30 protein-coding genes are annotated in these 25,227 nt (G+C 42.9%); 8 read left to right on the forward strand and 22 right to left on the reverse strand.

Annotated features, from left to right (window positions below):
• Nucleotides 1-143: 143 nt before the first annotated feature.
• Both ACIQ0H_RS11855 and rsiV read left to right on the forward strand, forming a co-directional pair.
• Nucleotides 144-641: an RNA polymerase sigma factor SigV gene (locus ACIQ0H_RS11855; RefSeq protein ID WP_403414755.1), complete on the forward strand. Its 498-nt coding sequence runs from the start codon at nt 144-146 to the stop codon at nt 639-641.
• On the forward strand, nt 638-1,510 hold the full coding sequence (gene rsiV, locus ACIQ0H_RS11860) for an anti-sigma-V factor RsiV (protein WP_403414756.1): 873 nt from the start codon (nt 638-640) through the stop codon (nt 1,508-1,510). Before ACIQ0H_RS11855 ends, rsiV begins: the two co-directional genes overlap by 4 nt.
• A 114-nt stretch (nt 1,511-1,624) precedes the next feature.
• Here rsiV and ACIQ0H_RS11865 read toward each other — a convergent pair whose 3' ends face one another.
• The 9 genes from ACIQ0H_RS11865 to ACIQ0H_RS11905 all read right to left on the reverse strand — a co-directional run bounded on the left by ACIQ0H_RS11865 (nt 1,625) and on the right by ACIQ0H_RS11905 (nt 10,389).
• Complete coding sequence (locus tag ACIQ0H_RS11865) at nt 1,625-2,164, reverse strand: hypothetical protein (RefSeq protein WP_403414759.1); 540 nt, start codon at nt 2,162-2,164, stop codon at nt 1,625-1,627.
• 160 nt (nt 2,165-2,324) lie between these two features.
• Nucleotides 2,325-2,723 carry an HIT family protein gene (locus ACIQ0H_RS11870; RefSeq protein WP_403414762.1) on the reverse strand — a complete coding sequence of 133 codons (399 nt, stop codon included), beginning with the start codon at nt 2,721-2,723 and terminating at the stop codon, nt 2,325-2,327.
• A 15-nt stretch (nt 2,724-2,738) separates the two neighbouring features.
• Nucleotides 2,739-4,121, reverse strand: coding sequence for a class II fumarate hydratase (gene fumC / locus ACIQ0H_RS11875; RefSeq protein ID WP_403414765.1), 1,383 nt, complete (start codon nt 4,119-4,121; stop codon nt 2,739-2,741).
• A gap of 33 nt (nt 4,122-4,154) precedes the next feature.
• Complete coding sequence (locus ACIQ0H_RS11880) at nt 4,155-4,619, reverse strand: NUDIX hydrolase (RefSeq protein ID WP_403414767.1); 465 nt, start codon at nt 4,617-4,619, stop codon at nt 4,155-4,157.
• Nucleotides 4,620-4,678: 59 nt separating this feature from the next.
• Nucleotides 4,679-5,899 carry a multidrug effflux MFS transporter gene (locus tag ACIQ0H_RS11885; RefSeq protein WP_403414770.1) on the reverse strand — a complete coding sequence of 407 codons (1,221 nt, stop codon included), beginning with the start codon at nt 5,897-5,899 and terminating at the stop codon, nt 4,679-4,681.
• A 230-nt stretch (nt 5,900-6,129) separates the two neighbouring features.
• Nucleotides 6,130-7,395: an ABC transporter permease gene (locus ACIQ0H_RS11890; protein WP_403414772.1), complete on the reverse strand. Its 1,266-nt coding sequence runs from the start codon at nt 7,393-7,395 to the stop codon at nt 6,130-6,132.
• The gene (locus ACIQ0H_RS11895) at nt 7,385-8,083 is read right to left on the reverse strand and encodes an ABC transporter ATP-binding protein (protein WP_403414775.1); all 699 of its coding nucleotides are present in this window, start codon (nt 8,081-8,083) and stop codon (nt 7,385-7,387) included. Before ACIQ0H_RS11895 ends, ACIQ0H_RS11890 begins: the two co-directional genes overlap by 11 nt.
• Before the next feature lie 204 nt (nt 8,084-8,287).
• Nucleotides 8,288-9,835, reverse strand: a complete 1,548-nt coding sequence (locus ACIQ0H_RS11900; RefSeq protein WP_403414778.1) for a flotillin lipid rafts scaffold protein FloT — start codon at nt 9,833-9,835, stop codon at nt 8,288-8,290.
• 20 nt (nt 9,836-9,855) lie between these two features.
• Complete coding sequence (locus ACIQ0H_RS11905) at nt 9,856-10,389, reverse strand: NfeD family membrane protein (RefSeq protein WP_403414781.1); 534 nt, start codon at nt 10,387-10,389, stop codon at nt 9,856-9,858.
• A 355-nt stretch (nt 10,390-10,744) separates the two neighbouring features.
• Here ACIQ0H_RS11905 and ACIQ0H_RS11910 point away from each other — a divergent pair, with 355 nt between their 5' ends.
• The 4 genes from ACIQ0H_RS11910 (at nt 10,745) to ACIQ0H_RS11925 (ending at nt 15,050) form a co-directional block, all read left to right on the forward strand.
• Nucleotides 10,745-11,365: a DUF47 domain-containing protein gene (locus ACIQ0H_RS11910; RefSeq protein ID WP_403414784.1), complete on the forward strand. Its 621-nt coding sequence runs from the start codon at nt 10,745-10,747 to the stop codon at nt 11,363-11,365.
• Nucleotides 11,366-11,376: 11 nt separating this feature from the next.
• Nucleotides 11,377-12,375 (forward strand): inorganic phosphate transporter, encoded by a 999-nt coding sequence (locus tag ACIQ0H_RS11915; RefSeq protein ID WP_403414786.1) that lies wholly within the window; start codon nt 11,377-11,379, stop codon nt 12,373-12,375.
• 158 nt (nt 12,376-12,533) lie between these two features.
• Nucleotides 12,534-12,734 (forward strand): cold-shock protein, encoded by a 201-nt coding sequence (locus ACIQ0H_RS11920; protein WP_067205063.1) that lies wholly within the window; start codon nt 12,534-12,536, stop codon nt 12,732-12,734.
• A gap of 183 nt (nt 12,735-12,917) precedes the next feature.
• Entirely contained in the window at nt 12,918-15,050 is a 2,133-nt protein-coding gene (locus tag ACIQ0H_RS11925) for an MMPL family transporter (protein ID WP_403414789.1), read from the forward strand.
• 49 nt (nt 15,051-15,099) lie between these two features.
• On the opposite strand, the gene ACIQ0H_RS11930 is transcribed toward ACIQ0H_RS11925, so the two are convergent.
• The 4 genes from ACIQ0H_RS11930 to ACIQ0H_RS11945 all read right to left on the reverse strand — a co-directional run bounded on the left by ACIQ0H_RS11930 (nt 15,100) and on the right by ACIQ0H_RS11945 (nt 17,388).
• Complete coding sequence (locus ACIQ0H_RS11930) at nt 15,100-15,252, reverse strand: hypothetical protein (protein ID WP_403414792.1); 153 nt, start codon at nt 15,250-15,252, stop codon at nt 15,100-15,102.
• Nucleotides 15,253-15,258: 6 nt separating this feature from the next.
• Nucleotides 15,259-15,720, reverse strand: coding sequence for a hypothetical protein (locus ACIQ0H_RS11935; RefSeq protein ID WP_403414795.1), 462 nt, complete (start codon nt 15,718-15,720; stop codon nt 15,259-15,261).
• 43 nt (nt 15,721-15,763) lie between these two features.
• Complete coding sequence (locus ACIQ0H_RS11940; protein WP_403414797.1) at nt 15,764-16,414, reverse strand: pentapeptide repeat-containing protein; 651 nt, start codon at nt 16,412-16,414, stop codon at nt 15,764-15,766.
• A gap of 95 nt (nt 16,415-16,509) precedes the next feature.
• On the reverse strand, nt 16,510-17,388 hold the full coding sequence (locus ACIQ0H_RS11945; RefSeq protein ID WP_403414799.1) for a putative RNA methyltransferase: 879 nt from the start codon (nt 17,386-17,388) through the stop codon (nt 16,510-16,512).
• 170 nt (nt 17,389-17,558) lie between these two features.
• Between ACIQ0H_RS11945 and ACIQ0H_RS11950 the strand changes: the two genes are divergently transcribed.
• Nucleotides 17,559-18,686: a CAP domain-containing protein gene (locus ACIQ0H_RS11950; protein WP_403414801.1), complete on the forward strand. Its 1,128-nt coding sequence runs from the start codon at nt 17,559-17,561 to the stop codon at nt 18,684-18,686.
• A gap of 72 nt (nt 18,687-18,758) precedes the next feature.
• On the opposite strand, the gene ACIQ0H_RS11955 is transcribed toward ACIQ0H_RS11950, so the two are convergent.
• The 4 genes from ACIQ0H_RS11955 to ACIQ0H_RS11970 all read right to left on the reverse strand — a co-directional run bounded on the left by ACIQ0H_RS11955 (nt 18,759) and on the right by ACIQ0H_RS11970 (nt 21,587).
• Entirely contained in the window at nt 18,759-19,313 is a 555-nt protein-coding gene (locus tag ACIQ0H_RS11955) for a superoxide dismutase family protein (protein WP_403414804.1), read from the reverse strand.
• A gap of 166 nt (nt 19,314-19,479) precedes the next feature.
• Nucleotides 19,480-19,758, reverse strand: coding sequence for a hypothetical protein (locus tag ACIQ0H_RS11960; RefSeq protein WP_403414806.1), 279 nt, complete (start codon nt 19,756-19,758; stop codon nt 19,480-19,482).
• Between the two features lie 15 nt (nt 19,759-19,773).
• Entirely contained in the window at nt 19,774-20,457 is a 684-nt protein-coding gene (locus tag ACIQ0H_RS11965; protein WP_403414809.1) for a phosphoribosylaminoimidazolesuccinocarboxamide synthase, read from the reverse strand.
• Nucleotides 20,458-20,531: 74 nt separating this feature from the next.
• Nucleotides 20,532-21,587, reverse strand: coding sequence for a GGDEF domain-containing protein (locus tag ACIQ0H_RS11970; protein ID WP_403414811.1), 1,056 nt, complete (start codon nt 21,585-21,587; stop codon nt 20,532-20,534).
• A gap of 355 nt (nt 21,588-21,942) precedes the next feature.
• Between ACIQ0H_RS11970 and ACIQ0H_RS11975 the strand changes: the two genes are divergently transcribed.
• Nucleotides 21,943-22,665: a YebC/PmpR family DNA-binding transcriptional regulator gene (locus ACIQ0H_RS11975; RefSeq protein ID WP_403414814.1), complete on the forward strand. Its 723-nt coding sequence runs from the start codon at nt 21,943-21,945 to the stop codon at nt 22,663-22,665.
• Nucleotides 22,666-22,743: 78 nt separating this feature from the next.
• Here the strand turns inward: ACIQ0H_RS11975 and ACIQ0H_RS11980 are convergent, their stop codons facing one another.
• Genes ACIQ0H_RS11980 through ACIQ0H_RS12000 form a run of 5 tightly spaced genes read right to left on the reverse strand, consistent with a single transcriptional unit; the run spans nt 22,744 to nt 25,216 of the window.
• The gene (locus ACIQ0H_RS11980; RefSeq protein ID WP_403414817.1) at nt 22,744-23,196 is read right to left on the reverse strand and encodes a GNAT family N-acetyltransferase; all 453 of its coding nucleotides are present in this window, start codon (nt 23,194-23,196) and stop codon (nt 22,744-22,746) included.
• Complete coding sequence (locus ACIQ0H_RS11985; RefSeq protein ID WP_403414819.1) at nt 23,193-23,681, reverse strand: NUDIX hydrolase; 489 nt, start codon at nt 23,679-23,681, stop codon at nt 23,193-23,195. Before ACIQ0H_RS11985 ends, ACIQ0H_RS11980 begins: the two co-directional genes overlap by 4 nt.
• Nucleotides 23,678-24,388 (reverse strand): nucleotidyltransferase domain-containing protein, encoded by a 711-nt coding sequence (locus ACIQ0H_RS11990; RefSeq protein ID WP_403415711.1) that lies wholly within the window; start codon nt 24,386-24,388, stop codon nt 23,678-23,680. The genes ACIQ0H_RS11985 and ACIQ0H_RS11990 overlap by 4 nt, the downstream gene beginning before the upstream one ends.
• Nucleotides 24,389-24,411: 23 nt before the next feature.
• Nucleotides 24,412-24,951 (reverse strand): GNAT family N-acetyltransferase, encoded by a 540-nt coding sequence (locus ACIQ0H_RS11995; RefSeq protein ID WP_403414821.1) that lies wholly within the window; start codon nt 24,949-24,951, stop codon nt 24,412-24,414.
• A gap of 31 nt (nt 24,952-24,982) precedes the next feature.
• Nucleotides 24,983-25,216 (reverse strand): DUF3977 family protein, encoded by a 234-nt coding sequence (locus ACIQ0H_RS12000; protein ID WP_403414824.1) that lies wholly within the window; start codon nt 25,214-25,216, stop codon nt 24,983-24,985.
• Between the last annotated feature and the right edge of the window lie 11 nt (nt 25,217-25,227).

Below are 25,227 nucleotides of genomic sequence, written 5' to 3' on the forward strand. Positions count from 1 at the left end.
GGTAGCCGAAGCGAGTTTAAAGGAATTCTTTGATTTAAATTCTAAAGCAGAAAAATAAACCAAACTTTTCACGGATATACCCCGTCAAATAACTGTAACGTGTTCGCGACATGTTGGAGATTGGAGAAGGTGAAATTTTTGTCATGACAAAAAATGAGAAGTTTAAACTTGTGGAAAACTTTATCGTAGAAAACCGTGAAGCCCATTATCGTCTGGCCTATAGCTACGTACGAAATAAGGAAAATGCACTCGATATTGTGCAAGAGTCCATTTTAAAAGCACTGAGTTCGGTAGATCGATTGGATGAGCTAGCCTATATGAAAACGTGGTTTTATCGAATTGTCGTCAATACAGCCATTGATTTTATCCGTAAGCATCAGCGGGTTACCTTGATGGAGGATGATGTTCTGGATAGCTTTTTGCCCCAGTTAGAAGATGACATTGTCGATATAGATTTACAAAATGCCATCGACCAGCTGCCACCTAAATATAAGAGCCTCATCATTTTACGATTTTTCGAGGATTTGAAAATCGATGAAATCGCCGAAGTAACCGGTGACAATGTCAATACAGTCAAAACGAGATTATATGCGGCATTGAAGAAATTACGCATTGAAGTTGGAGAGGAGTTCAGATTATGAAGAAACTGAACAAGTTAAAAAAGGATTATGACGAAACGGAGATCCCGTCTGAATTAGAAGATGTTGTGAACGCGGCAATCCGCGAGGCAAAGTCTTCTCGCAAAAAACGTCCTGTTGTTAAACAATGGACAATCGGAACAGCTGCAGCTGCTGCTATTTTCATCGGTAGTATCAATATGAGTCCATCATTCGCACAAGCTATGGCGAATGTCCCTGTACTCGGCGCCATCGTTGACGTGTTTACCGTGCAACAATTAACGGTGGATAAAGAAACGTATCAAGCCGATGTCACTATACCCGAAATCGAAGGATTGGAAGATAAAGAGCTACAAGCAACATTGAATGAAAAATACATCGAAGAAAACAAGGCTCTCTTCGAACAGTTCGAAAAGGACGTTGCTGAAATGGAAAAAGCAGGCGGCGGACATCTTGGCATCGATACGGGTTATGAAGTGTTAACAGATAACGACCAACTGCTAGCCATTTCTCGTTACCAAGTGAACACCGTCGGATCGTCTTCCACCACGATGAAATACGACACGATCGACAAACAAAACAGCATGTTAATCACATTGCCAAGCCTTTTTAAAGATGACCAATATGTTCAAGCCATAAGTGAGTATATCGTCGGCGAAATGAAGCGACAAATGGTAGCCGATGAAGACATCTCTTACTTTATAAGCAACGAATTCTTTGATGACTTCAAAACAATCCAAGCAGAACAGTCATTTTATATTACAGATAACAATAAACTTGTCATTTCATTCGATAAATATGAAGTTGCCCCAGGTTATATGGGCATCACAACGTTTGAAATCCCAACAGAAGTTTTGCAACAACATTTAGTAAGCGATACGTATATTAAATGAGTCATGAAAAAAGCAGACACAATCGCGTGTCTGCTTTTTTGTCGATATTTCAGACATCGGATGGCATCGACATACCCGAGCATTCCGCATAGCCTGCATCGTATCTATAATTTTTTATTTTAATTCATCGCCAAGTATATAGGTGTCGATGGTTTTCCAATCTGTTAGCTTTCCATCATTGACCTTATATTCCACTAGGAGATGCCCTAAAGTGTGTCCGTCTGAAAACGGAGCAAAAATCCATTCATGAGATAATACTTTTGCTCCCTCCGCACTCAATTGCATCGTCCCTCCCAAAATCCCATCATAAGGAATAAGCTCTGGGTGAAGGATAAGTTCTGCGATAATGTCCTTTTCAGTTCCTTCATAATTTAACTGCTGAAGAATACTTGCCGTTAAATGATCCAACTGACCTTCGTTTTTTGTAGACTCACTTAAATCTTGAATTTGCTGTTGGAGCCTCGCAACTTCATCGTTTAATCGCAAGACTTCACTACTATTTTCAGCCTTTATTTTTTCTGTTAGTTCCTTATTCTCCAACAAAGATTTTTCCAGTATTTGATTTTTCTCTTTATAGCCCGCAATTACATAATATACCCCACCGAAAACGATGATAAGAATTGCAATGGCTAATACTGGTTTAAATACTCTCATTAAGCATCCCCCTTTTGAACTGTAGACGAAGTGATTTCATTTATCGTTTCAAAAAAATCCACTTCATTCCTATAGGTAGAAATGAAGTGGATTGCTCATTAGGTTGGCATTGGTGTATCAATCGGTTTCGCGTATCCTTCATGGCGAATCTCATTAAGAATTACGGATGCCGTCGATTATCTTGTTGTTTAATCCAGTAGCGGATACCTTTTCCAGCATACGGCTCATCTGCAAAGCGTGGAATGACATGCAAATGTGCGTGCGGGATGGATTGACCGCCTGTTTTCCCAGTATTCCAGCCAACCGAATAGCCATCATGCCCGTATCGCTCTTCCAAAAAGGCTTTTGCTTTCAACAGAAGTTCCTGTGTATCTGCCCACTCTTCCGTTGTTAATGAAAACACGTCCTGAGCATGGCGTTTCGGAACAATCAAGCCGCTTCCTTCTAACACTGTTTGTTCAGAAGGCTTTTGAATATAAGCGCATGTTGCATTCTCGTAAATAATTTGTTGCTCTGGATCCGCGAACAGATTGCAATATGGACAATCTTTTTCATGCATGCCAAAATCGACTCCTTATTTCCCAATCATTTTCGACGGGTCCACATATTCGTCAAACTGCTCTTCCGTCAACAAGCCGGTTTTGAGTGCCGCTACTTTCAAAGTCGTGCCTTCTGCATGGGCAGCTTTTGCGATTTTCGCTGCATTTTCATAGCCGATATGTGGATTCAGTGCAGTCACAAGCATCAGTGAGTTTTGCACTTTGTTAGCGATTTCTTCGCGATTTGGTTCAATGCCGACTGCACAGTTATCATTGAAGCTGATCATTGCATCGCTTAATAACGTCACTGATTGTAGGAAGTTGAAGATGATGACAGGTTTGAACACGTTTAGTTCAAAGTTCCCTTGGCTTGCCGCAAAACCGATTGTTGCGTCGTTCCCCATCACTTGCGCAACGACCATTGTTAATGCTTCACTTTGTGTCGGATTCACTTTCCCTGGCATGATAGAACTCCCAGGTTCATTTTCAGGAATCGTAATTTCGCCAATCCCAGAACGTGGTCCACTCGCCAACCAGCGCACATCATTAGCAATTTTCATAAGGTCCGCCGCAAGTGCCTTAATCGCTCCGTGTACGTAAACGACTTCGTCATAGCTCGTCAACGAATGGAACTTATTTTGTGCAGAGGTGAACTCGATGCCTACCGCATTTGTAATTTCAGCCGCAACGCGGTCACCAAATCCAACAGGTGCATTAAGGCCTGTCCCAACTGCTGTTCCGCCAATAGCAAGTTCTTTCATCGACTCAACACTGTCTGTAATCATTTTTTCCGTTTTCTCGAGCATCCGGTGCCAACCACTAATTTCTTGGCCTAAAGTCAACGGCGTCGCATCTTGTAAATGCGTCCGACCAATTTTAATGATATCCATGAATTCCTCAGATTTCTTAGCGAGTGTTTCTTTCAACTTGCCAATTGCCGGAACGAGTTGCTGTTGTACCGCCACAACGCCTGCAACATGCAAAGCTGTTGGGAATGTATCATTTGAGCTTTGTGATTTATTGACGTCATCATTTGGGTGTAGACGTTCTTCTTCGCCCCACTCCTCCAGCAATTGATTGCCACGGTTGGCAAGTACTTCATTCATATTCATATTCGATTGAGTACCACTTCCTGTTTGCCAAACCACAAGCGGGAAATGCTCATCCAACTTCCCTGTAATCACTTCATCTGCCGCTGCAGAAATCGCTTTCATTTTCGCTTCTGAAATAGCACCGTGTGCATGGCTTGCGATTGCAGCTGACTTTTTCAAGTGGGCAAATGCGCGAACAACACCTATCGGCATTTTTTCTCCGCCAATTTTGAAGTTTTGCTTACTGCGTTGTGTCTGGGCACCCCATAACTTGTCCGCAGGTACTTTAATTTCACCAAATGTATCATGTTCAATACGATAATCCATTTCGCCATCACCTTTCACTTGTTAATGTTTTCATTATCTCATGATTGGTAGCTTTTTATCATCCGCCCAGTCTTGGATAAATGCTTTTTGTCTAGGATTCAAGTTAGCTGGCAATGCATCTTTGCCGAAAAAACGATGGGCTCTACTTTCAGCTCCACTCTGTTTAGGCTCCCCCCTATAACAATCCGAATGAAAAATGACTTGCACACTGTACACATGGTCCCCATTCGGATACGTAACATAACAAGACTCCCCGGAATAAAGACCAAACAACTGTAGCTCTTCCACGATTAATCCTGTTTCTTCATAAGTTTCTCTTATCGCGGTCTCTTCAAACGTTTCCCCAAGTTCCATCACACCACCCGGAATGCACCAATTGTCTTCATCCGTTCGGTGCTGAAGCAATATTTTATCTTCGTTCGTCATAATGACACCACAGCCCACTGTTAACAATGACTCTTTGCCAATCATTTGTCTCATTGTTTGAATATAATCCATTAAAATTCCCCCTACCCTTATATAGAAAAAACCTGGTTGCCCAGGTTTTTCAACATCCATTATTCGTTATGTGCGTGCCCTTTCACAAGCACCCCATAAATCACTAAAGCAGCTACACTACAAACCGCAATGACGATACCCATTGGCCAAGCGGTTTGATCCCCCGCAATGCCCACAAGTGGCGATACGATAGCCCCACCGATAAAGGGCAGTAATCCAAGAAATGCGGAAGCACTACCAGCCGATTTCCCCTGACTTTGCAGACCAATTGAAAAAGACATAGTGGACACCATTCCTACACTGGAAACAACTAAAAAGAGTGCGATTGCCATGAATAGAAGTGAAAGATCATTAAGTACGACAAGCACCAGCAAAAGACTACCGATAAGCGACATCATAATTCCTGCAAATAGGATTTTGACTTCGTTTACTACGCCCGTTAATCGACCTGCAAGCTGCGCAGCAATAATAATACCAATCCCATTAACCGCAAATAGCACGGAGAATTGTTGCGGTGTTACCCCATAGACATTTTGCAGTACAAAAGGGGAGCCCGAAATGTAGGCAAACATGCCTGTCATGATAAACGCCTGCGTAAATGCAACCCCCATAAACACACGATTGGCAAATAGACTCCTGAATGCTTTGAAGACAGCAAGCAAACTACCCTCTGAACGATTTTCTACAGGTAACGTTTCCGGTAAAAAGAAGAAAACCGACGCAAACATGAGCAGACCAATCACACCTAAAATGATAAATACACTATTCCATGACGCAAAGTTTAAAATGACACCGCCAGAAATAGGGGCCAAAATCGGCGCGACTCCATTGACAAGCGCAAGTAAAGCGACAAATTTCGTTAACTCTTTTCCTGAATACATATCACGAGCGGACGCTCGCGCAATGACGATTCCAGCTGCTCCTGTCAAACCTTGAACAAAACGCAAGCCAATGAAAACCCAAATACTCGTGCTAAATGCACAAAGAACCGAAGCAATTGCGTAAATGACAAGAGTCAGTACAAGAGGCTTCCGCCTTCCCCGAATATCACTTAACGGACCAAATATTAGCTGACCAATTGCCAACCCTAATAGACAGGCAGTCAAGCTCAATTGTGCAAGAGATGTCGTTGCCTGTAAATCTTCCGCAACGATTGGAAGTGCTGGTAAATACATATCCATCGATAACGGACCAAAAGCTGTCAACGAGCCCAGTATAAGAACGACCCACAACTTGCCTAATGATTTTGTATTCGCGACGTTCTTTTCAAGTACTTTCATTAAACGATAAAACCCCTTTCGATTTACTATAAAAAATTTGATATATATGTTGAACTTATGATTTCCGCCCACTCCCCAAGCGCCGAGCGGTGTTGGTAAGGCTCTTTAGTTCAATTTATATAGTTTTATTATTTGGCAGTCAGTCTCAATAGAATTAATTGTCATTATAGCACTCTTGTGAATAACAGGAAAAGACAACTGCCAATGAATAAGCAGTTGTCTCCTAATTTTTATAACTCCTGACGTAACGCCTGAATCACATCAATTTTTGTAGCCTTGCGCGCTGGACGCCATCCTGAAATCATGGCTACACCAATACTAATAGTCGAAGCAATCACAACAAGCTGCCACGGAATGACAGAAAACGTAACAGTCATATCACCGAAATCTTCCTCACCAAGTGCAGCCGTGACAATGATTGGCAACACATAATTCGATACAATACTAACGCCGTAAGAAATGACAACCGCAAAAAGCGTTCCCACAATACCAATCCATGCACTTTCCATGAGGAACAGCCGTTGAATCAGTTTCGGATCCGCACCAATCGCTTTCATAACCCCGATTTCACGCGTCCGCTCCGTCACTGCCATCGTCATCGTATTGAAAATCCCGATCGATGCTATCAAAATCGCAATCGTCCCAACGAATACAAGCCCTGCTTTCAATGCTAAGAAAAAGACATCCAATTGCTCTAATTCATCCGCGACGGAATAAACATAGTACCCTTCGTCTCTCAGTTTTTCCGAAACAGCTTTTACATTCTCCAATTCGTCGACATGAACGCTTGTATTGCCATAAAATAATTCATGCTCCTCTGCCAAATCACCTTTTTCTAGCGTAGTAGCATAAATACGTTCGATTTCCGATTTTAGGGTAGCATCTACATATACTTGTTGATCCTGCATCCACTCTTTTGAGGGATTCGTCCCAATTCCAACAATCGTTAACGTTAGTTTTTCTTCAGCCTCGCCAATCTGATAAGTGAACTGTTCACCTAGTAAATTCCCTTCATACGGTTCAAATTCCTCGTCCCCTAGTTCCCTCATTAAAGATGCACCAAAATCGCTCCCTACCACGACTTCCGTCATCTTTTCCGGTAAACGCCCCTTTTCAAGCGCAAAGCCAACCTTCCTCTCTTCCATGAAGTCCGTCACAACAAGATTATTGTTTCCTTCGTACTCTTTGAAGATAGAACTCTGGCTGGTACTTACAAATTGGCGACTGATAACCGCTTTTACATGTTCTTGTTTCTTCAAGGAGTCTATATTATCTTCTGGTCTATGCTCTTCATCCGTTCCATGCACCTGAATTTCTGTAATCAAGCGATTGGACAACATTCCTTCACGAATCGTTTCATGCAAGCCAAATCCAACTGATGCTAGCACAATTAGAAACGCTGTTCCCATCGTTGCCGCAAGTATCGTCATAAACACCCGCATTTTGTTTTTCTTAATATGTTGTCGTACGAAATCGATTTGGTCATTAAATTGCATGCTGCACACCGCCTTCTGTTAATTCACCATCGTGCATACGATACACGCGGTTCGCCGTTTGGGCTACTTCATCGTCATGGGTAATGATGACAAATGTGATGCCCCTTGTTTTATTGAGCGACTGGATAAGGAGTAGGACATCCTGCTCCGTTTCTGAATCTAGGCTCCCCGTCGGTTCATCCGCAAATATGATGGGCGGATCAGTTATGAGTGCACGTGCAATACTGACGCGTTGCTGCTGACCTCCCGACAATTCGTTTGGATAATGGTCTTGTACATCTGTCAACCCTACACTCTGCATGAGTTCTTTCACTTTTTTACGTCGCACGCCTTTTTTAATACCTTTCAATTTCAATGGCAATTCAACATTCTCAAAGGCCGTCAGTCCAGGCATAAGCTGAAAGTTTTGGAAGACGAAACCGAAATGATCGAGTCTAAATTTTGCACTCTCTACTTCGTTGAATTTGGATGTTTCCACTCCCTTGACAAGAATTTCCCCACTTTCCGGCGTCAGGAATCCCGCCATTATATGAAGAAGCGTCGACTTTCCAGATCCACTCTTGCCGACAATCGACACGATCTCACCCTCCGCCACCTCAAACGTTAACCCTTTTAGCACCGGCACTCCCTTCTCTTTCCCCTTTTTACCAATCTTAAATGAATGATTTAAATTCGTGATACTTATCATTTATGTCCCTCCAACTTTCTTCGCTATAGCCATTGTAGTAGATGAATCTTAAGGGATTATGATGATAAAAATGAAGATTTTCTTAAGGTCGCTAGGGAAGTGGAGGTTTGTTTGCGCGCAGGGGACTCCATTCACGCAAAAATATCTCCATTAGAAAAAGAGCCCACACGCAACGAATTGCGCACGGACTCTTTGCTCTTCTGTTTATTTAACCTCTTCAAACACGCTTTCTTTTTCAACCGGCTGTTTTGCATTCGCCGCTTTCACTTCATATGTTAACTGATCAATGCTCGGACGAATCGTTCCTTTACCAGAATAATTCTCCAACATTTCTTTCACATCAATGCCTGAAGAGGCTTTCAATGTTTCTTGCAACGTCGACATTAAGTTTGTTGCATACGACGTTACTTTATTGGCACCGCCGCCTTCACCACCGCCCGTGTCCACAACAGTAATCTTATCGATATTGGACAGCGGACTTGCAATCTCTTTCGCATATTCTGGTAGCATTTTAACAATCATATCCAGCATCGCAGCTTGCCCGTACTGTTCGAATGCTTCAGCAATTTTACGTTTCGCTTCTGCTTCCGCAAGACCTTTAAGACGAATAATATCTGCTTCTGATTCCCCTTGTGCACGCAAGGAATCAGCATTCGCCTGCCCATCAAGACGGACTTTTTCTGCATCCGCCTTCGCGCGTGCTTCAATGCGATACTTCTCAGCATCTGCTTCTGTAATTTGTTTTGACTTTTCAGCTTCTGCATTCTGTTCAATTGCATATCGGTCCGCATCTGCTTTTTTCTTCACTTCAGAATCATACTGTCTTTCACGACGTAAAATTTCTTTCTCTTCCAACTCAATTTGCTTTTGACGCTCAATAATTTGAATTTGCATTTCCTGTTCCATAACTTCCTGCTTGGAACGGGCCGTTTGTAACTCATACGCTTGGTCGGCGCGTGCTTTCGCAACGTCCTGCTCACGACGATAATCCGCAACTTTCAACTGATTCTCTTTTTCTGCTTCTGCAATTTCAGTTGCGCGCTCAATTTCTGCTTTTTGCGCTTCTTTGGATGCTTCCGCATTTTTAATACGTGTTTCTTTTTCTGCTTCAGCTGTCGCAATATCTGCATCACGTTTCACTTGCGCAATACGTGGTTTCCCGAGGGAGTCGAGGTAACCGTTTTTATCGCGTACGTCTTTAATCGTAAACGAAACGATGACAAGCCCCATTTTCGATAAATCCTGTGAAGCAACTCGCTGCACTTCTTGTGAAAACATATCACGATTTTTATAAATCTCTTCAACTGTCATTGATCCTAGAATCGAACGCAGATGACCTTCCAATACTTCTTTCGCTTCGTTTTCACGGTCAACCTTTGATTTTCCTAAAAATTGTTCAGCGGCTGTTGCAATTTCCGAGATTGAACCGCCAATTTTAATGATGGCTGTTCCGTCAGCCATTACCGGAACACCTTGCTCCGTATAAACTTCTGGCGTCGTTACTTCAAGCTTACTGGATAATAAGCTAAGCGGTGTAGCTTGCTGAAACACAGGTAGCACAAATGTCCCCCCGCCGCGGATGATTTTAATGCGATTGCCTGAATCATCCGTATGTACATTCTTCGCCCCTAAATAACTCCCTGTCACAATAAGCGCTTCGTCCGGTCCCACCGTCTTATACTTCGCAACATAAACAAGAATAACTGCCAATAAAACAAAAGCGACGATTCCAATTACACTCCATATTTCCATTCACTTTTCCTCCCTTTACTTTATTTGAAGCGGAATGGTTCATACTCTTTTACGATGAATGTCCCATTTTTCACTTCAATGATAAGCACTTCCTTGCCGTACTCAATTGCCTTATTCTCATACCCTGCTGCTCTTTTCGATAAGATACCACTTACCGTCTCAATGACAATTTCGCCAAATCCATCAACTGGCACAGGAACAATTACCTTACCAACTTGCCCCGCTAGCGATTCATCTGTATAAGCAAGCGACACTTCCGCCGATCTTAATGGAAGAAGTACAAAGAAATAAAGAAGAAAATCGAGTACCAATGCGATAATAATCGCGATGATAATAATGATTCCGCTGTTCATAGACGTGACAAGCTCCAACAGATAACCAGCGGCCGAGGCAAGTGTTATGAATGCAAGTACAACCGCCGGGTCTAAAAAAGGACTTACCTCACCAATGCCTTCTGCCATGTCACTGAAAAAGATGTAAAGTAACGTCGCAAGGCCCGCAACAATCAACACGATCAGATACACTTGCATAATCGGCATCCCAAACAGTTCCATTCCATCACCTCCACTTTTCTGCCTTACCTATATATACGGGCGGTTATACAATAAGTTTCAATTCCTTGAAAAGTTTAATTTTTTATCTCAATAACTTTGCCGGCTCAAGTTAAGCCTTTGCCAAAATGGATTTGAAACGAATCTTTAATACGCTTGGTTAGTTTTATCAAAAAAAAGGGTACGCTAAATACAGGCAACTCTATTTCTAAATAATCACTTTCTTAAAGCACAATCCTATTTTCGTAAAAGTTTTGTTAAGTTTGTGTAAATATTGTCGAAATTTGTCCCTATTTCGAATGATTTTGTTATGATAGGGTCACAATAATTTATTTCCGGAAACGGATGGAGGCCAATGATGTTTAACCAACGTAAAACAGACCCATTCTTTACTGCACTATTAACTATTGCGGAAAATGTACAGGAAGCAGTCCATTATGCAGATGATTTCAAAGTGGTAACAGCTGCTGACTTAAAAGAAGTAAGCATTAAGCTTAAAAGTTATGAGACGGAGGGCGATACACTCATCCACGATCTCATTACCAAGCTCAACAAGTCATTCATGACACCTATCGAGCGTGAAGATATTTTACAATTAGCCATTAAGATGGATGATATCCTCGACGGTATCGAACAATTTGCGGCACATCTTGAAATGTTTTCACTCACTGATATCGATGAATATGTCCAAAAGTTCATGGAAAACATCGTGAAAAGTACCGATGAAATCGTACAAGCTATGCAGTTACTATCTAGAAGAAAACTTGAAGCGATGCGTAATCATGCCGTACAAATTAAAGAGTATGAACGAGTTTGCGACGAAGTTCTTCGTACATCTATTAAACAGCTATTCATTCGTGAAAAAGATCCAATTCGTATCATTCAGTTCAAAGATATTTACGAACAACTAGAAGATGTCGCGGATTACTGCCAAGACGTTGCCAATACAATTGAAACAATCATTATGCGTAACGCGTAAGGAGGAGACCAATGGATACAGTACTTTTCCTCACCATAATGGTTGTCGTTTTTGCGCTTGCTTTTGATTTCATCAATGGATTTCATGATACAGCGAACGCCATTGCAACATCGGTTTCGACTCGCGCACTAAAACCGCGAACAGCTATTATGATGGCTGCGATCATGAACTTTATCGGTGCACTCACGTTTACAGGCGTGGCAAAAACCATTTCCAAAGATATCGTCGATCCATTTGTTCTTGAAAATGGTTCACTCGTTATCTTGGCCGCACTTCTTTCGGCAATTGCTTGGAATCTCATTACCTGGTATTTCGGAATTCCATCCAGCTCTTCACACGCATTAATTGGTTCCATCGCGGGTGCTGCTGTTTCTGCAGCTGGGCTTGGTATTTTGAATTACGCTGGTTTCTTAAAAATTTTACAAGCACTACTCATTTCTCCGTTTATCGCACTTGCAGGCGGATTTTTAATGATGTCACTGTTCAAGGTTTTATTTAAAAACAGGAATCTATTCAAAGCAAATACCCGATTCCGTTATTTACAAATTGGTACGGCTGCGTTGCAATCGTTCACACACGGTACGAACGATGCACAAAAAGCGATGGGGATTATTACAATGGCTCTTATCGCTGCCAATTTACAAACAGGCGACGATATTCAGCTTTGGGTACGGATTGCTGCAGCTACCGCAATGGGGCTAGGAACCTCAATCGGTGGTTACAAAATCATCAAAACTGTCGGCGGTAAGATTATGAAGATTCGTCCAGTCAATGGAGCAGCAGCTGACTTGTCATCTGCTATTATCATTTTTGGAGCCACATTGATTCATTTACCGGTCAGTACGACGCATGTCATTTCGTCCGCAATTATGGGCGTAGGGTCGGCGCAACGTGTTAAAGGTGTAAACTGGGGCGTCGCAAAAAAAATCGTTATCACTTGGGTTATTACATTACCGATTTCAGCGGCACTTGCAGCGATTATCTATCAGGTTCTTAATTTGTTTTTTTAATTTAAACATTTCGCTTGCATTCCCTCTTGGGCCCTGTTATGATAAAGAAGAATTATTTTTGTTCGGCGCGATGGTCTCGAATTAATCTTGACCGCTTCAAGACTTGAGCAAGGATAGTAACACAATGTATGCACAAAGCATACGAGGAGGAAACAAACATGGAACAAGGTAAAGTAAAATGGTTTAACGCAGAAAAAGGTTTTGGCTTCATCGAACGTGAAGATGGCGACGACGTATTCGTACACTTCTCAGCTATTCAAGGAGAAGGCTTCAAGTCTCTTGAAGAAGGCCAAGATGTAACGTTTGAAATCGAGCAAGGCCAACGCGGTCTTCAAGCTACAAACGTTAACAAAAACTAATTTAAACTAACCATTCAAAAGCCAATCCTTTCGGGGATTGGCTTTTTTCCTTTTCTTCATATAGATATTTAGGTTCTAACTGTCCGGCGCGCCACGTACATTTCTTACGATAAAAGACAACCCCAACATTTTCCGTTATGATAGAGGAATAGCGTGAATTTATACATCGAAAGGGCGGATTGTATGCGTACACTTGCGCGATTTGTAACAAGCGCACATAAATATATTATCATTGCATGGATTGCGATTTTCATTGTCATGGCTGTCTTTGCCATTAAATTACCTGGACTTCTTGAAGGGGACGGTTTCGAAATAGACGGCGAACATGCCGCTGTAATGGACATCGTTTCAAATACGTTTGATATGCCGGCAGAAACCATGTTCCTAGTTTTCGAAGACATCTCGGATGATACAATTCAATCTACACTTCACGACATTGAAAAACTTGACGTAACGTCGGAGATTGCCTCGCCACTAGATAATAACACCCAATATAAAAAAGGCGTCTCTTACGCCCTGCTCCATTTTGATAATGATGCAACAAATATGTCCGACATCGTTACCGATATTCGTGCGGCTATTGGCGATGTCAAAGGAATTACACTGACAGGCGCTTCCGCAATCTCAAAAGATATCAACACAGCCAGTCAGCGCGACTTAATGACCGCTGAAGCCATTGGCCTACCGATTGCCATTATCATACTGCTCTTCGCCTTCGGGACAGTCGTCGCTTCATTCGTACCGCTAATCATCGGTATTGTCACGGTCGTTACTTCATTCGGCGTTTTGACTATTCTCGGTGGCAAAATGGATCTATCTATTTTTGTATTAAATATCATCCCCATGCTTGGACTTGCACTTAGTATCGATTTCGCTTTGCTATTCATCAGTCGCTACCGCGAAGAGCGGAAAAAAAGCAAGATGCAGGAAGCTATTTCTACAACCATCCGTACAGCGGGAAGATCTGTAATCTTTTCGGCGTTTTGTGTCTTTATCGGACTTGGTGCCATGATGCTTATCCGAGTCGACATTTTCCAAAACATTTCCATTGGCGGGATGATTGTAGTTGGGATGGCTGTCCTGAGCTCCATCACCTTATTGCCGTCTGTACTCATCGCACTTGGTGATCGAATTGACAAATGGCAGTTACTAAAACCAAAGGCCAAGGGTGCGGACAATTGGCGCAAATTTGCACAGCGCGTTATTAAGCGCCCCGTCACCATTACAATCATTGCATTTATTCTACTCGGCATCGCCATGATTCCCGTGAAGAATATGGAGATGACAATTCCTACGATCGATTCACTGCCCAAGTCATATGACACACGCCAAGCTTTTGAATTAATGGATGACACATTCGGCCTAGGCGACCAATCATCCGTCTACGTTATCGCAGAGCGTGCTAACGGCTGGGAAGATACAGAGGGTCTTCAAGCCATGAAAGAACTTGAAGAACAACTGTCAAAGGATTCACTTGTGGATAAAGTAACGACCATTTTCACCGCAAGTGATATCGATTCCGTCGAGCAATGGGAGCAAGCCCTACTGGTACCTGAAATGGCTACTGGACTTACCCCTCTTGCCGAAACATTTATCAAAGATAAACAACTTATGATTCCCGTAACACTTGGAGCTGCCGGAGATTCTGATACTGCGCAACAGTGGGCACGCGATTGGTCGGAGAAAGAAACGGCCTGGAATCTCTCGATCGGAGGGCAACCAAAGTTCAATCAGGAAATCTTCGATGAAATATGGGACAAAATCGGCTATGTACTCATTGTCATTCTCGTTTCCACTTTCTTCATCCTAATGCTCGCTTTCCGATCCATTTTGATTCCCATTAAAGCGATCCTCATGAATATCGTTGGATTATCTGCGACGTTTGGGATTCTCGTCTACATCTTTCAGTATGGACATTTCGGTATTGAACCAGGAACGATTGCACTCATCATTCCTGTCATCGTCTTCAGTCTCGTCTTTGGGTTGAGTATGGACTACGAAGTGTTCCTTATTTCTAGGATGCAGGAAGAGTATGCAAATACGTTCGACAATGACCGTGCGACGGTCGAGGGGCTTGCGACGACAAGCAAGATCATTACGTCCGCCGCACTTATCATGATTGTCCTTACAGGTGCATTCGCCTTTACAGATGTCATGCCTGTCAAACAGATCGGCGTCGGTATTGCCATTGCAGTTGCGATAGACGCAACCATTATTCGTCTTCTTCTCGTACCGAGCTTGATGAAATTGTTCGGGAAATGGAATTGGTGGCTGCCATTTAGAAAGGGCCCCTACAAAGCCGGTAATTGGCATTAACAACAAAAGCGCGTCTGGAATGTGTAAAGACATCCAGACGCGCTTTTTTCTATAAACGATAATCCATTTCATCAATAGCCGAGACGATTGATTCCATCCCATTCATATCTTTGTTAAACGTTGCAGTCATCGTAAGATAAATAACTAAACTTCCTAAAATAACGAACAGGATAAGCCCGATAGCAAGATGTTTACCTTTCATACTACATCACCCCTGCACCTGTTTGAACCGCTCTTCTTTCAAATAAGCAACAGCCTCTGCATAATCCCCGAAGCTATCCTCCAAGTTCAAACCATGATATAAATTCCATGCATCTAATTCTTCCATCAGCACGAGTTTTTCCCCTGCATCATTCACCCAGTGCTGTTCAACAGCCTGTTCTTCTGCTTCCCCCTGCGATAGCGCTTGGATGGAATCCGTAATCGTTTTGCGCAACTCTTCTTCCGTTGCTTCACGGATGTTAACAAGACCACGATCATCCGCGTCATACCCTGGGATTCCCGCTACATAGACGAAGCCATTGCCATTTGGATGAAGATGCTGAACGACAACCGTTTTGTCGTGTAGACTTTCTTCGTAATGATAATTCACGCGTTTCAAAGACACGTCTTTTCGTGTTAGTTCTGGGTAAGATTCGATAATTGTTTGTTTCTGTTCAAATGTCAGCATATTTGTTCACTCTTTTCCACTCTAATGTCGTTTAAGTATACCATTATTCTTCTTTCACCGATAATCCGAGTACACGAGCAAAACCAATCGCCTGCTCTTTTGACACGATGCATCCTGCCATTTTCGGTAGCGTCACTTCAATTCTGTCATATGTACTATCCGATAAATCAATTCCATTCAAGTCCGTTTCGGATAAATTCATATTATCCATCTTACACATTTTGAAGCGCACCTCTTTAAATGCGCATTCATATAGATCACCATCGACTAAATTACAATTCCTAAACTCCACTTCCTTCATTCCAGAAAAGCTGAAATTGATGTAACGCCCATCGCATTCATCGAATAGCGTATGACTAACCTTGGCATTTGCAAAATCTGTCCCCGTCAGTTTTGAATTGACGACTTCACATCTGTGGAACGTTGCATTTTGAAAATTGACATTAGACAAATCGCAACGATCAAACACAACATCTACGAATTCTGCTGCTTGTAATTCGCTTCCTGCAAATGATACGTCTTTGAAGATGACATCGTCAAAAGACAATCGCTCGTCTTCCGCCACCGTCATCACGCCGCCGTCCAGTCGGACTTTCTCAACATACCCTTCATTGTCCCACAGCTCGTCCATCCGTATCTGTCGGTGTTCTGCGGACAGTTTAGGCTTTTGCCGCTTATCGACCTTTTTCTTCATCGTACAGCCCCCTCAACGCGTCTTCCATTCTGTAAAAATGACAATCAGCACAATAACCGCAATCGCAACTATATAAAACCAGCTTGGTATACTACTTACTCCACCAAACATAGTCCCGACTCCTCCCTCTTCACACCGGTAATAATGGTGAAATCAATCGTTATCGTCGGTATCCCCATCTGCAATGCTTTTTCAACTTTGTCCGCACTCGCACCCCACGTCAGCGGCGTCATCTGAATGAGCGGCGCAAGAAGTTCAGCAGCAAGCGGGAATGTATAGGTGATCCTCTCTGTGTTAACTTCATCAAAATGGTCCGCGACTCGCGCCACTGGATCCGCATCCTCTTTCTGCCCTTTGTCCTCATAAAAAATGTCTCTCAATTCTTTTAAATATCCACTTTCCGGTACTGCTTTGACAAACAATCCCCCTGGTTTTAACAAACGTGTAAACTCTGCATAATTCGCAGGGGATAGAATGTTGAGGATTGTATCGAACTTCTCCGTTTGAAAAGGACAATTAGCCAAGTCAGCCACACTCCAAATCGCTCCCGGATACTCTTTTGCAGCTGCCGTGATACCTTCTTTCGCTAGATCGATACCAACACCTGTCACGTCCCCCGTCAATCGCGAGAGGATAGTAGACAAATGTGTACCTCCCCCGCAACCCGCATCAAGAATGACAGCATGTTCCTGCGCTTCCATAGTTTTGACAATCGATTCCAGAACCCCGTCAAAAAAACCACTGTTCATGACGGTTTTCCTCGCTTCAAACAACGCTTGATCGTACTTCGTCACATGCGCCTGGGGAGCCAAGTTCACATACCCATTCTTCGACAAATCAAATGAGTGATTGTCCGCGCAAACAAGCCGTGACCCATCCATCATAACCATCTCCGACAAACAAATCGGGCATCTAAATACATCAACATTCGTTTCCATCACTTGTGCATTGATCATTTTTTTCGATAAAGTCATACCATCCAAACTCCGATCATCTATTGTGCTACCAGTATACCGTTTTTTAGTGGGTACTGGAAATGGGGGACTTTTACTCCTTCAAGATCATGTAATTACTTCCAACAACATGGTTCTCGCTGTATTCAATATCTACTAGCAGGTTACAATAACAGATAGGAGGCGATTCCATGAAACGATTTTTCTTTTTCATCCTATTCATCGCAGCACTTTATCTCGCAAAACCATTATGGGAAGAACCGGTCTCACGCTATGTCGACATCTCTTTTCTTGAACCCGTCGATGAAAAAGTCGGTACCCTTTTGAATAAAGAATCTGTAGACACCGCAATCCGCTACATTGCTGACACCGCAGACAAGGCTGTCTTGTACCTAACTTCCAAATTATCAGCAACGGAAGAAACTGCTCCGTTAGTAGACAAACCGCAGTTAGATAAACCAGTGAAAACACAACTCTCCATTCACAACATCGAACTGGGTAGTTCGGAAGCACAAGTAACAGCTCAGCTCGGTGAGCCCAAAAGTCATTCCATGAACGAATACGGTACTGAATGGTTCACGTATCACAACAGCTATCAAAATTTCGTCATGGTTTCATTCGATGAAAAAAAACAAGTGAACGCGATTTACACGAACGATGATCTGATCTCATCGACTTCCGGTATCAAGTATGGCTCTTCGAAAACGGCGGTGCGCGAAACATTCGGCGAACCCATCAAAGAAATTCGCAAAGGTTTAAATATCTATATGCTTCAGGAAACGGAAGGCTTCGACGTTTTTCAATCAGGTGACACGTATACCTACGTTTTTTATGATTTGCATCAAAATGATACAGTGACGGCCATTCAACTGATTTCTACTAAATTAGAACAGAAAAAAACCGGCATTTATGCCGGCGGTGATGCACAATTGCGCAACGGATTCGAACAACAACTTTTCGACTTAACAAATGCCGCCCGCGTCCGCCACGGACTATCCGCCCTCAAGTGGGAGGCTGATGTCGCGGAAACAGCTCGAAATCATAGTATCGACATGGCAGACAACAATTATTTTAGCCATCAGAACCAACAAGGGAAGTCCCCATTCGACCGAATGGATGATGACGGCGTGAAATACCGCAGCGCTGGCGAAAATCTAGCGTACGGCCAATCGAGCAGCATCTTTGCACACGAAGGTCTCATGAACTCTGCCGGTCACCGCGAAAACATCCTATTGGATCGTTACAGCCATCTCGGCACAGGTGTCTCTTTCAATGAAAGTTTACAACCGTACTATACGGAGAATTTTTTATCGAAATGACTTGGCTGCGTTTTATAGCTATTGCGCGCAGAGGCACCGCCTTTGCGCGCTAGCACAATTACTATGGATACCTTATTTTGTAACCGCTGCACAAGCAATACGGGCGCCCGAATTCCCCGATGGATCTGTTTTGTAGTCGTCTGCCTTTTCATGGATGACAAGTGCGCTGCCGTCATTATCCAAAATTGAATTTGCAGCTCCCGGCTTCATTGTAAATTCGGCTGTTGTTACCTGGGCTTCTACTTTGCCATCGGCATCGACTTCAATATTCGGCAAGTCACCTAAGTGGAACCCTTTTGGATTGTCAAAACCATGCTCTTTATGCGTCGGATTGAAATGTCCTCCCGCCGATGTGAAATCTGGTGGTGTACAGACGCCAGTTTCATGAATATGGATGCCTTTTACACCCGGCGGTAACCCCTCCGCCTGAATGCTAATGGTCACTCCATCGCCCGCTTCTGTAAAACTCGCTTCTCCAATCTGATTGCCTTCCGTATTCATAATCGATGCAACAACTGCTTTATTGTTCTCCCCACTTACTGGCAACTTTGCGGTGCTACTTTTGCCACATCCGCCAGCGATAAGAAGTGCCGCTAGCATGACGGATACTAGTACCTGTTTAGTCAATATAATTCCTCCTCAAAATCTCTTCTTAACAAAGCATGTCCTACACTCAAATAATTGAGTCCGGAAACTTATTCCATATCCCCGCGTCTTACCTTTATTAGGAGGAGATTGGATGGAGGATTTACAAGGTTATTTGACCAATATTGGCGGCTTGCTAGTCATTGGTTTACTTGCTTGCATCGTCTTTATTTGGAGAACTAAACGGCTTGGCTCTAGCCCAATATGTACTGTACATGTTTTCTGTCACCTGCATAGCGATTGCTTTCAATACCGGACTCATAAGCGGCACCCTTGCCGACGAACTTAATCTGGGTGGCAACATATTCCCTGAACTGACCGTTATCATCGTAAGTATCATCACGATATTGTACACACTTTGGAAGTCAGCAGACGATAAAAAAGAGTAATCAAAAACTGCTGCCAATCCCACATTTCGTGGAATCAACAGCAGTTTCCCTATTTATGCAAGTACTAATTTTTCAAGATCCATTGGTGCAATATAAACGCCGTCTTGGTAGACGCGCATATTACCACCAGAAATTTCGTCAATCAACATCACGTCGCCTGTTACACCATCACGTCCGAATTCGAGTTTGATATCATACAACTCGAGTCCTTTAGCCGCAAGCTCTTCTTTCACAACGCCTGAAATTTGTTTTGTCAACGCTTCAAGTGTCGCATATTCTTCTTTTGTCAAAATGCCAAGTTGAGCAAGTGCATCTTGTGCAATTGGTGGATCTTTGCGATCATCGTCTTTCAACGTTACTTCGACAAATGCATCCAAAGATTGTCCATCCTCACAATAAGCGCCGTATCTGCGCAAGAAACTACCGACAGCACGGTATCTACAAATTACTTCAAGGCCTCTGCCAAACGTCTGTGCAGATTTCACCGTCATCGATACTTCGTCAATATCAGCCGAAACATAATGAGTCGGAATATTTCTCTCTGCCATTTTCTCGAAGAAAAATTTCGTCATCCGAAGACCAGATTTCCCCGCTCCTTCAATCGATAACCCAACTGTATTAGCACCTGGATCAAAAACGCCGTCTTCGCCAGTCACATCGTCTTTGAATTTCAGAAGGACATTGTTGCCGTCCGCTTTATATACGTCCTTCGTCTTGCCCTTATAAATAAGTTCCATGTGATTAGTTCCTTTCTCTTTGAGAGATTAACGTTCATCTACAGTATAATGCAGGAACAGCGGAAGAAAAAGGATTATTCTTCATTCTGTGACAACATTTTTCCTGTCACACGATTTCGACCTTCCTCTTTGGAGACATACAGGCGCTCATCTGCCCTCACAAGGATTGTTTCACACGTATCTCCTTGCTGATAACTAGCCACTCCAAAGCTAGCTGTCACTTGGCCAACCTCACCAAAATCATGTTGTTCAATCGCCTGTCGCAACCGCTCAGCTACTCTATAAGCAACACTTACCGGGACTTGCAGAATAACCAGGAACTCTTCTCCTCCCCATCTGCCAAATAGTTCCCCTTCCCTCATTTCCCCCTGCACAATCCTAACCGCCTTCTTCAACACATCATCACCGATTTGATGGCCAAAGCGGTCATTCACACTTTTAAATCGGTCGATATCGAAAAATAGAATGGAAAAGCAGCCGTCTTCATCAGCTTCCACAATAGACGTCTCCATCCACTTATCAATCTGATAACGATTGCCGATTTGAGTCAGCGCATCCAAATACAACTGTCTCCGTATGACGTTAGTTTCTGCATGCGCTTCAAACATGCGATTGGCGAAAAAGAGAATGATAATGTAAATCGCCGTCGAGATGTGCAGATGGATCAGTGAAGCTTTAATAGACACACTCAGTCGATCGTACACCAGGAACTCCGGTACCATTGAAAGGACTAACAATAGGCTGATAGCCGCAAGAGCCCGCCACTTTTCCAACACCACAAATGTAAACATAATAATAAGCGGTGTCCAAATAACAAATGTGCTTAACGTCCGCTCTCCTTCCGCACCAATGCTATCGAATACTTCGATGGACACCATTGATAAATGATAGATAAACAAATAAATCAAAATCGAGTATTCAAACAGCTTCAACCTTCGTTTCCAACGAGCCAGGAACCAACCCATCGAGGCAATTGCGATAAACATACCATTCGCATAAAAGTCAAATGTATAGTCATGTTTCAATAATTGCATGAAAAGTGTTAACGTAGTCGCGATGAAGACGAAGGGTAATATGAACAAGTAAACAGTACGCTTAAAGTCATCGAATGATTCTATATTTTTCAGCATATCGCTTGTTCTCCTCTCCATCCTATTTATTAATGCATATTCTTTAATACTAAACTATTGCCGAGCTAAATTGTTCGCAGACGTTTCAGGAAACACATCCCCTATATGGTTTAACCTTCCACATACCCAAAAATTCTATTCATTCTTGTTCGGAGCCTTTTTCGAAGCACAGACATTAAAAAAACACGTTCTACTCTGAAAACATTGATTGACATGGCACCAACAAAACTGCGCAACTGCCCATAATAATTTTCCACTAGCCCATTTTTTTGAATGTCACACTCGTCTCCAAGCATACAATTGTTGTATAATAACACTAGTAAATCTATGCACAATCGAAAGAGAGTGAAATTCTATGGGTCGCAAATGGAATAATATTAAAGAAAAGAAAGCGTCAAGAGATGCGGATACAAGCCGTATTTATGCAAAATTCGGGCGCGAAATTTATGTCGTAGCGAAACAAGGCGAGCCTGATCCAGAACTCAATCAAGCACTCAAGTTCGTCGTTGAGCGCGCCAAAACATATAGCGTACCGAAAGCCATCATCGACCGCGCCATCGAAAAAGCAAAAGGTGGCGGTGAAGAAAACTATGATGAACTTCGCTATGAAGGCTTTGGTCCGAACGGTTCCATGGTCATTGTTGATACACTGACAAACAACGTCAACCGCACTGCATCAGAAGTACGAGCTGCATTTGGTAAAAACAATGGAAATATGGGCGTCAGCGGATCCGTTTCCTATATGTTCGATGCAACAGCAGTTATCGGCATTGAAGGTAAATCAGCAGACGAAGTGCTTGAACTACTAATGGATGCGGACGTCGAAGTTCGCGATATCCTGGAAGAAGAGGAAGCTGTCATCGTCTACGCCGAACCCGACCAGTTCCATGTCGTACAACAGGCATTCAAAAATGTGGGGATTACAGAATTTACTGTTGCTGAGCTAACGATGTTGGCACAAAACGACGTAACACTCGATGCCGACGCACAAGCAAAATTCGAAAAAATGATCGATGCACTAGACGATTTAGAAGATGTTCAACAGGTGTATCACAACGTCGATTTAGGCGATGAATAACAAAAAGGAGAATCCATGCGAATGGATTCTCCTTTTTTGTTATCGATATTTATCAACAAGATAGAACCCACCTCAAAGTCACAGTTCCATCGCAAGCCGAATCATATCCCTACATTGAAGACCATTTTCATAGATCGCTTCGTCATAGTGATCTATGAAAAAATCTTTTATAACACCTTCCATGCGAAACCCACATTTCTGATAAAGCGCCAACTGACCTATGCTAGAATTGCCCGTTCCAATTTCAAGCGATTGATAGCCGAGTTGTCTTGCAGTTTGAACTGCATCTCCAATTAGCTTCTTGCCAATGCCTCGGCCATGCATCCGTTCATCCACCGCGATATTCATAATCTCCATCGTTTCACTATCTAACTTAGCAAGCACATAAACGCCGACAATTTCACTTGCTATTTCAGCGACGCGGCATTCCCCAATTGCCAAATATTCCTCCACCATCTCCCGCGAAGGATCTGCGAGTAATAAGAGATCAAAGGGCGGAATCTCATGCTCATTTAATTTTCTAATGTTCATTTCATCACCTCGGCCTCCTGAATAATTTTATCAAACATCGTATTCCACCCCTTATGATAATGCGCAGCCTCTTCAGGTTGAATAAATGTTCGTGCGGACGACTCAAATCTAGCTTCAAATGGATATAACTTCTTAATGTCCATCCGATAAAATACTTGATACCCTACTTTCGGATAAGGACTGGAGCTATCCCACAACGAATTTTCACTATGGTCCACTTCAATAGAACCTAACAGTCTACAATTCCCTTCTACATAACCTTCTTCCATCGCCTCACGCCTGAAACACAATTCCGCCGTTTCACCAGTCTCAATATGTCCACCTGGAAAGTCCCAACCACGATCATTCAAATTGACCATCATCAACTCCCCGCGATAAAAACACATCCCGTGCACACTCGTGATCAATTCACGACTAGGCATAAGATTGCTCATCCATGTTAGCTGTAACCTATGCCCGCCCCAATTAACGTATGTACTTGTCATATGCGATCACCTTTCCCCATGGAATACCCCTCAAATAATCGACCACCATACAGTTTCAACACTTCATCTGCAAGCTCAATCACTTCATCCTTAGCGCCAGTTTTATAAAACACATCAAACGCTTGCACGAATCTCCGCGCAAAGTCTTCATCGAATTGATTCAAAGCCCGTACAACCCATTTCGAATCCCCAACCCACTTGCCATTTGTCCGCAAAACGAATTCATGGATTTTAACAGCCAGCGTATTCGCAATGAAAAGTTCTTCTGCACGATTGGTTGAACCAATCAGATCATCGAGTACGTCAGTCAGCATATACCGCCTCGTTGCAAGCGTATCCTTGTCCCACATAACAGGACCTGTTTTCAACAAATCATTCGCCTCATCCTTTATTGCACAAACAACTCCTGAGTCGATGATAATAATTCCTTCCGAAACCATCCGTGGCAATGAAGGGCGGGCCCTTTCGCAGTCCGCTTTGAAGAAGTCCTTATACGAAGTGAAATTATGTACGAACACTTCTATTGGCCATCCATACTCAATAAATGATTCACGATAAGCCGATTCTACCTTGTCATCAAAAACCACGATGTCTAAATCGGAAGTGGCTGTATGCTCCCCTCTGACCACACTCCCAGCCATCACCGCAGCTTGGCAGTTCGGGAATTTGTCTGCTATAAATCTTTTTGCAGCTTCTAATGGCTGCAACCGATTTCTATTCATACACCAACCTACCTCCCTCGATATTCAATCAACCAGCAATCCCGATACTCGCCCTCATGCCACTCATTCGCCTGCATCAATTTCACTTTCTCAAATCCACACTTTTCATAACAACGAATCGCACGCTCGTTCCACGTTTGCGGATCCATGACAATACGATCCGCCCCTATTTCTTCAATTAAGTATTTCACCATTGAACGGACAAGTAATGTTCCAACCCCTTTATTCCAGTAGTCCGATTCACCGATGAATTGATCCATTCCATAAATGGATTCCGTTGAATCATCGAAGCCATATGTAACCCTCTCTTCTGCTTCAACTTCATAAAACTGAATATAGCCGATGGGCTCGCCATCGAATTCAATCAGACAGCGTGTAGCACCGTCTTCTTCCCTGAAAAACTTCTCCTCTACCTTCTCCATATCAAATGGATTGTCACGCCCTTCGTAATACTGGAGAATTTCAGGATCTGAAAGCCATTTCGCGAGCAGATATTTATCATTCAATTCCAATTCTCGAACAAGCAACTTCTCTTGTTGTAACAACATGCCATTCACTCCTTTTCCTTAAAACACGAAATTATGTACTCACTAAACCGAAAATCAACTTGAATGTATTACGGTCTTTCTTCATTCGCTTAAAACGGTTTGCATCCACTATGCAAACCGTTTTAAAAATCCATACTCGCATATAGACCGAACGGATTTTCAGCGGTCCCACAATACCTATTCCCCCAAATTCTGTACCATCCTCTAGTTCTGTTTCTGTCCTTAACCACCATGTATTCCCCACACCGAACTCGATATATTGCATAAAACCCTACC

Source organism: Sporosarcina sp. NPDC096371, from assembly GCF_044762865.1.
In the GTDB taxonomy this organism is placed as follows: Bacteria; Bacillota; Bacilli; order Bacillales_A; family Planococcaceae; genus Sporosarcina.

Coding starts and splice junctions, on each gene's coding strand:
- ACIQ0H_RS12000 (WP_403414824.1), bottom strand. CDS start 25,216: ATGCAATATATCGAGTTCGGTGTGGGGAATACATGGTGGTTAAGGACA.
- ACIQ0H_RS11970 (WP_403414811.1), bottom strand. CDS start 21,587: ATGCTGAAAAATATAGAATCATTCGATGACTTTAAGCGTACTGTTTAC.
- ACIQ0H_RS11885 (WP_403414770.1), bottom strand. CDS start 5,899: ATGAAAGTACTTGAAAAGAACGTCGCGAATACAAAATCATTAGGCAAG.
- ACIQ0H_RS11905 (WP_403414781.1), bottom strand. CDS start 10,389: ATGGAACTGTTTGGGATGCCGATTATGCAAGTGTATCTGATCGTGTTG.
- ACIQ0H_RS11865 (WP_403414759.1), bottom strand. CDS start 2,164: ATGAGAGTATTTAAACCAGTATTAGCCATTGCAATTCTTATCATCGTT.
- ACIQ0H_RS11880 (WP_403414767.1), bottom strand. CDS start 4,619: ATGGATTATATTCAAACAATGAGACAAATGATTGGCAAAGAGTCATTG.
- ACIQ0H_RS11965 (WP_403414809.1), bottom strand. CDS start 20,457: ATGGAACTTATTTATAAGGGCAAGACGAAGGACGTATATAAAGCGGAC.
- ACIQ0H_RS11950 (WP_403414801.1), top strand. CDS start 17,559: ATGAAACGATTTTTCTTTTTCATCCTATTCATCGCAGCACTTTATCTC.
- ACIQ0H_RS11915 (WP_403414786.1), top strand. CDS start 11,377: ATGGATACAGTACTTTTCCTCACCATAATGGTTGTCGTTTTTGCGCTT.
- ACIQ0H_RS11895 (WP_403414775.1), bottom strand. CDS start 8,083: ATGATAAGTATCACGAATTTAAATCATTCATTTAAGATTGGTAAAAAG.
- ACIQ0H_RS11995 (WP_403414821.1), bottom strand. CDS start 24,951: ATGTTGTTACAACAAGAGAAGTTGCTTGTTCGAGAATTGGAATTGAAT.
- ACIQ0H_RS11925 (WP_403414789.1), top strand. CDS start 12,918: ATGCGTACACTTGCGCGATTTGTAACAAGCGCACATAAATATATTATC.
- ACIQ0H_RS11920 (WP_067205063.1), top strand. CDS start 12,534: ATGGAACAAGGTAAAGTAAAATGGTTTAACGCAGAAAAAGGTTTTGGC.
- ACIQ0H_RS11855 (WP_403414755.1), top strand. CDS start 144: ATGACAAAAAATGAGAAGTTTAAACTTGTGGAAAACTTTATCGTAGAA.
- ACIQ0H_RS11980 (WP_403414817.1), bottom strand. CDS start 23,196: ATGAACATTAGAAAATTAAATGAGCATGAGATTCCGCCCTTTGATCTC.
- ACIQ0H_RS11930 (WP_403414792.1), bottom strand. CDS start 15,252: ATGAAAGGTAAACATCTTGCTATCGGGCTTATCCTGTTCGTTATTTTA.
- ACIQ0H_RS11910 (WP_403414784.1), top strand. CDS start 10,745: ATGTTTAACCAACGTAAAACAGACCCATTCTTTACTGCACTATTAACT.
- ACIQ0H_RS11985 (WP_403414819.1), bottom strand. CDS start 23,681: ATGACAAGTACATACGTTAATTGGGGCGGGCATAGGTTACAGCTAACA.
- ACIQ0H_RS11900 (WP_403414778.1), bottom strand. CDS start 9,835: ATGGAAATATGGAGTGTAATTGGAATCGTCGCTTTTGTTTTATTGGCA.
- ACIQ0H_RS11870 (WP_403414762.1), bottom strand. CDS start 2,723: ATGCATGAAAAAGATTGTCCATATTGCAATCTGTTCGCGGATCCAGAG.
- ACIQ0H_RS11890 (WP_403414772.1), bottom strand. CDS start 7,395: ATGCAATTTAATGACCAAATCGATTTCGTACGACAACATATTAAGAAA.
- ACIQ0H_RS11940 (WP_403414797.1), bottom strand. CDS start 16,414: ATGAAGAAAAAGGTCGATAAGCGGCAAAAGCCTAAACTGTCCGCAGAA.
- ACIQ0H_RS11975 (WP_403414814.1), top strand. CDS start 21,943: ATGGGTCGCAAATGGAATAATATTAAAGAAAAGAAAGCGTCAAGAGAT.
- rsiV (WP_403414756.1), top strand. CDS start 638: ATGAAGAAACTGAACAAGTTAAAAAAGGATTATGACGAAACGGAGATC.
- fumC (WP_403414765.1), bottom strand. CDS start 4,121: ATGGATTATCGTATTGAACATGATACATTTGGTGAAATTAAAGTACCT.
- ACIQ0H_RS11945 (WP_403414799.1), bottom strand. CDS start 17,388: ATGACTTTATCGAAAAAAATGATCAATGCACAAGTGATGGAAACGAAT.
- ACIQ0H_RS11935 (WP_403414795.1), bottom strand. CDS start 15,720: ATGCTGACATTTGAACAGAAACAAACAATTATCGAATCTTACCCAGAA.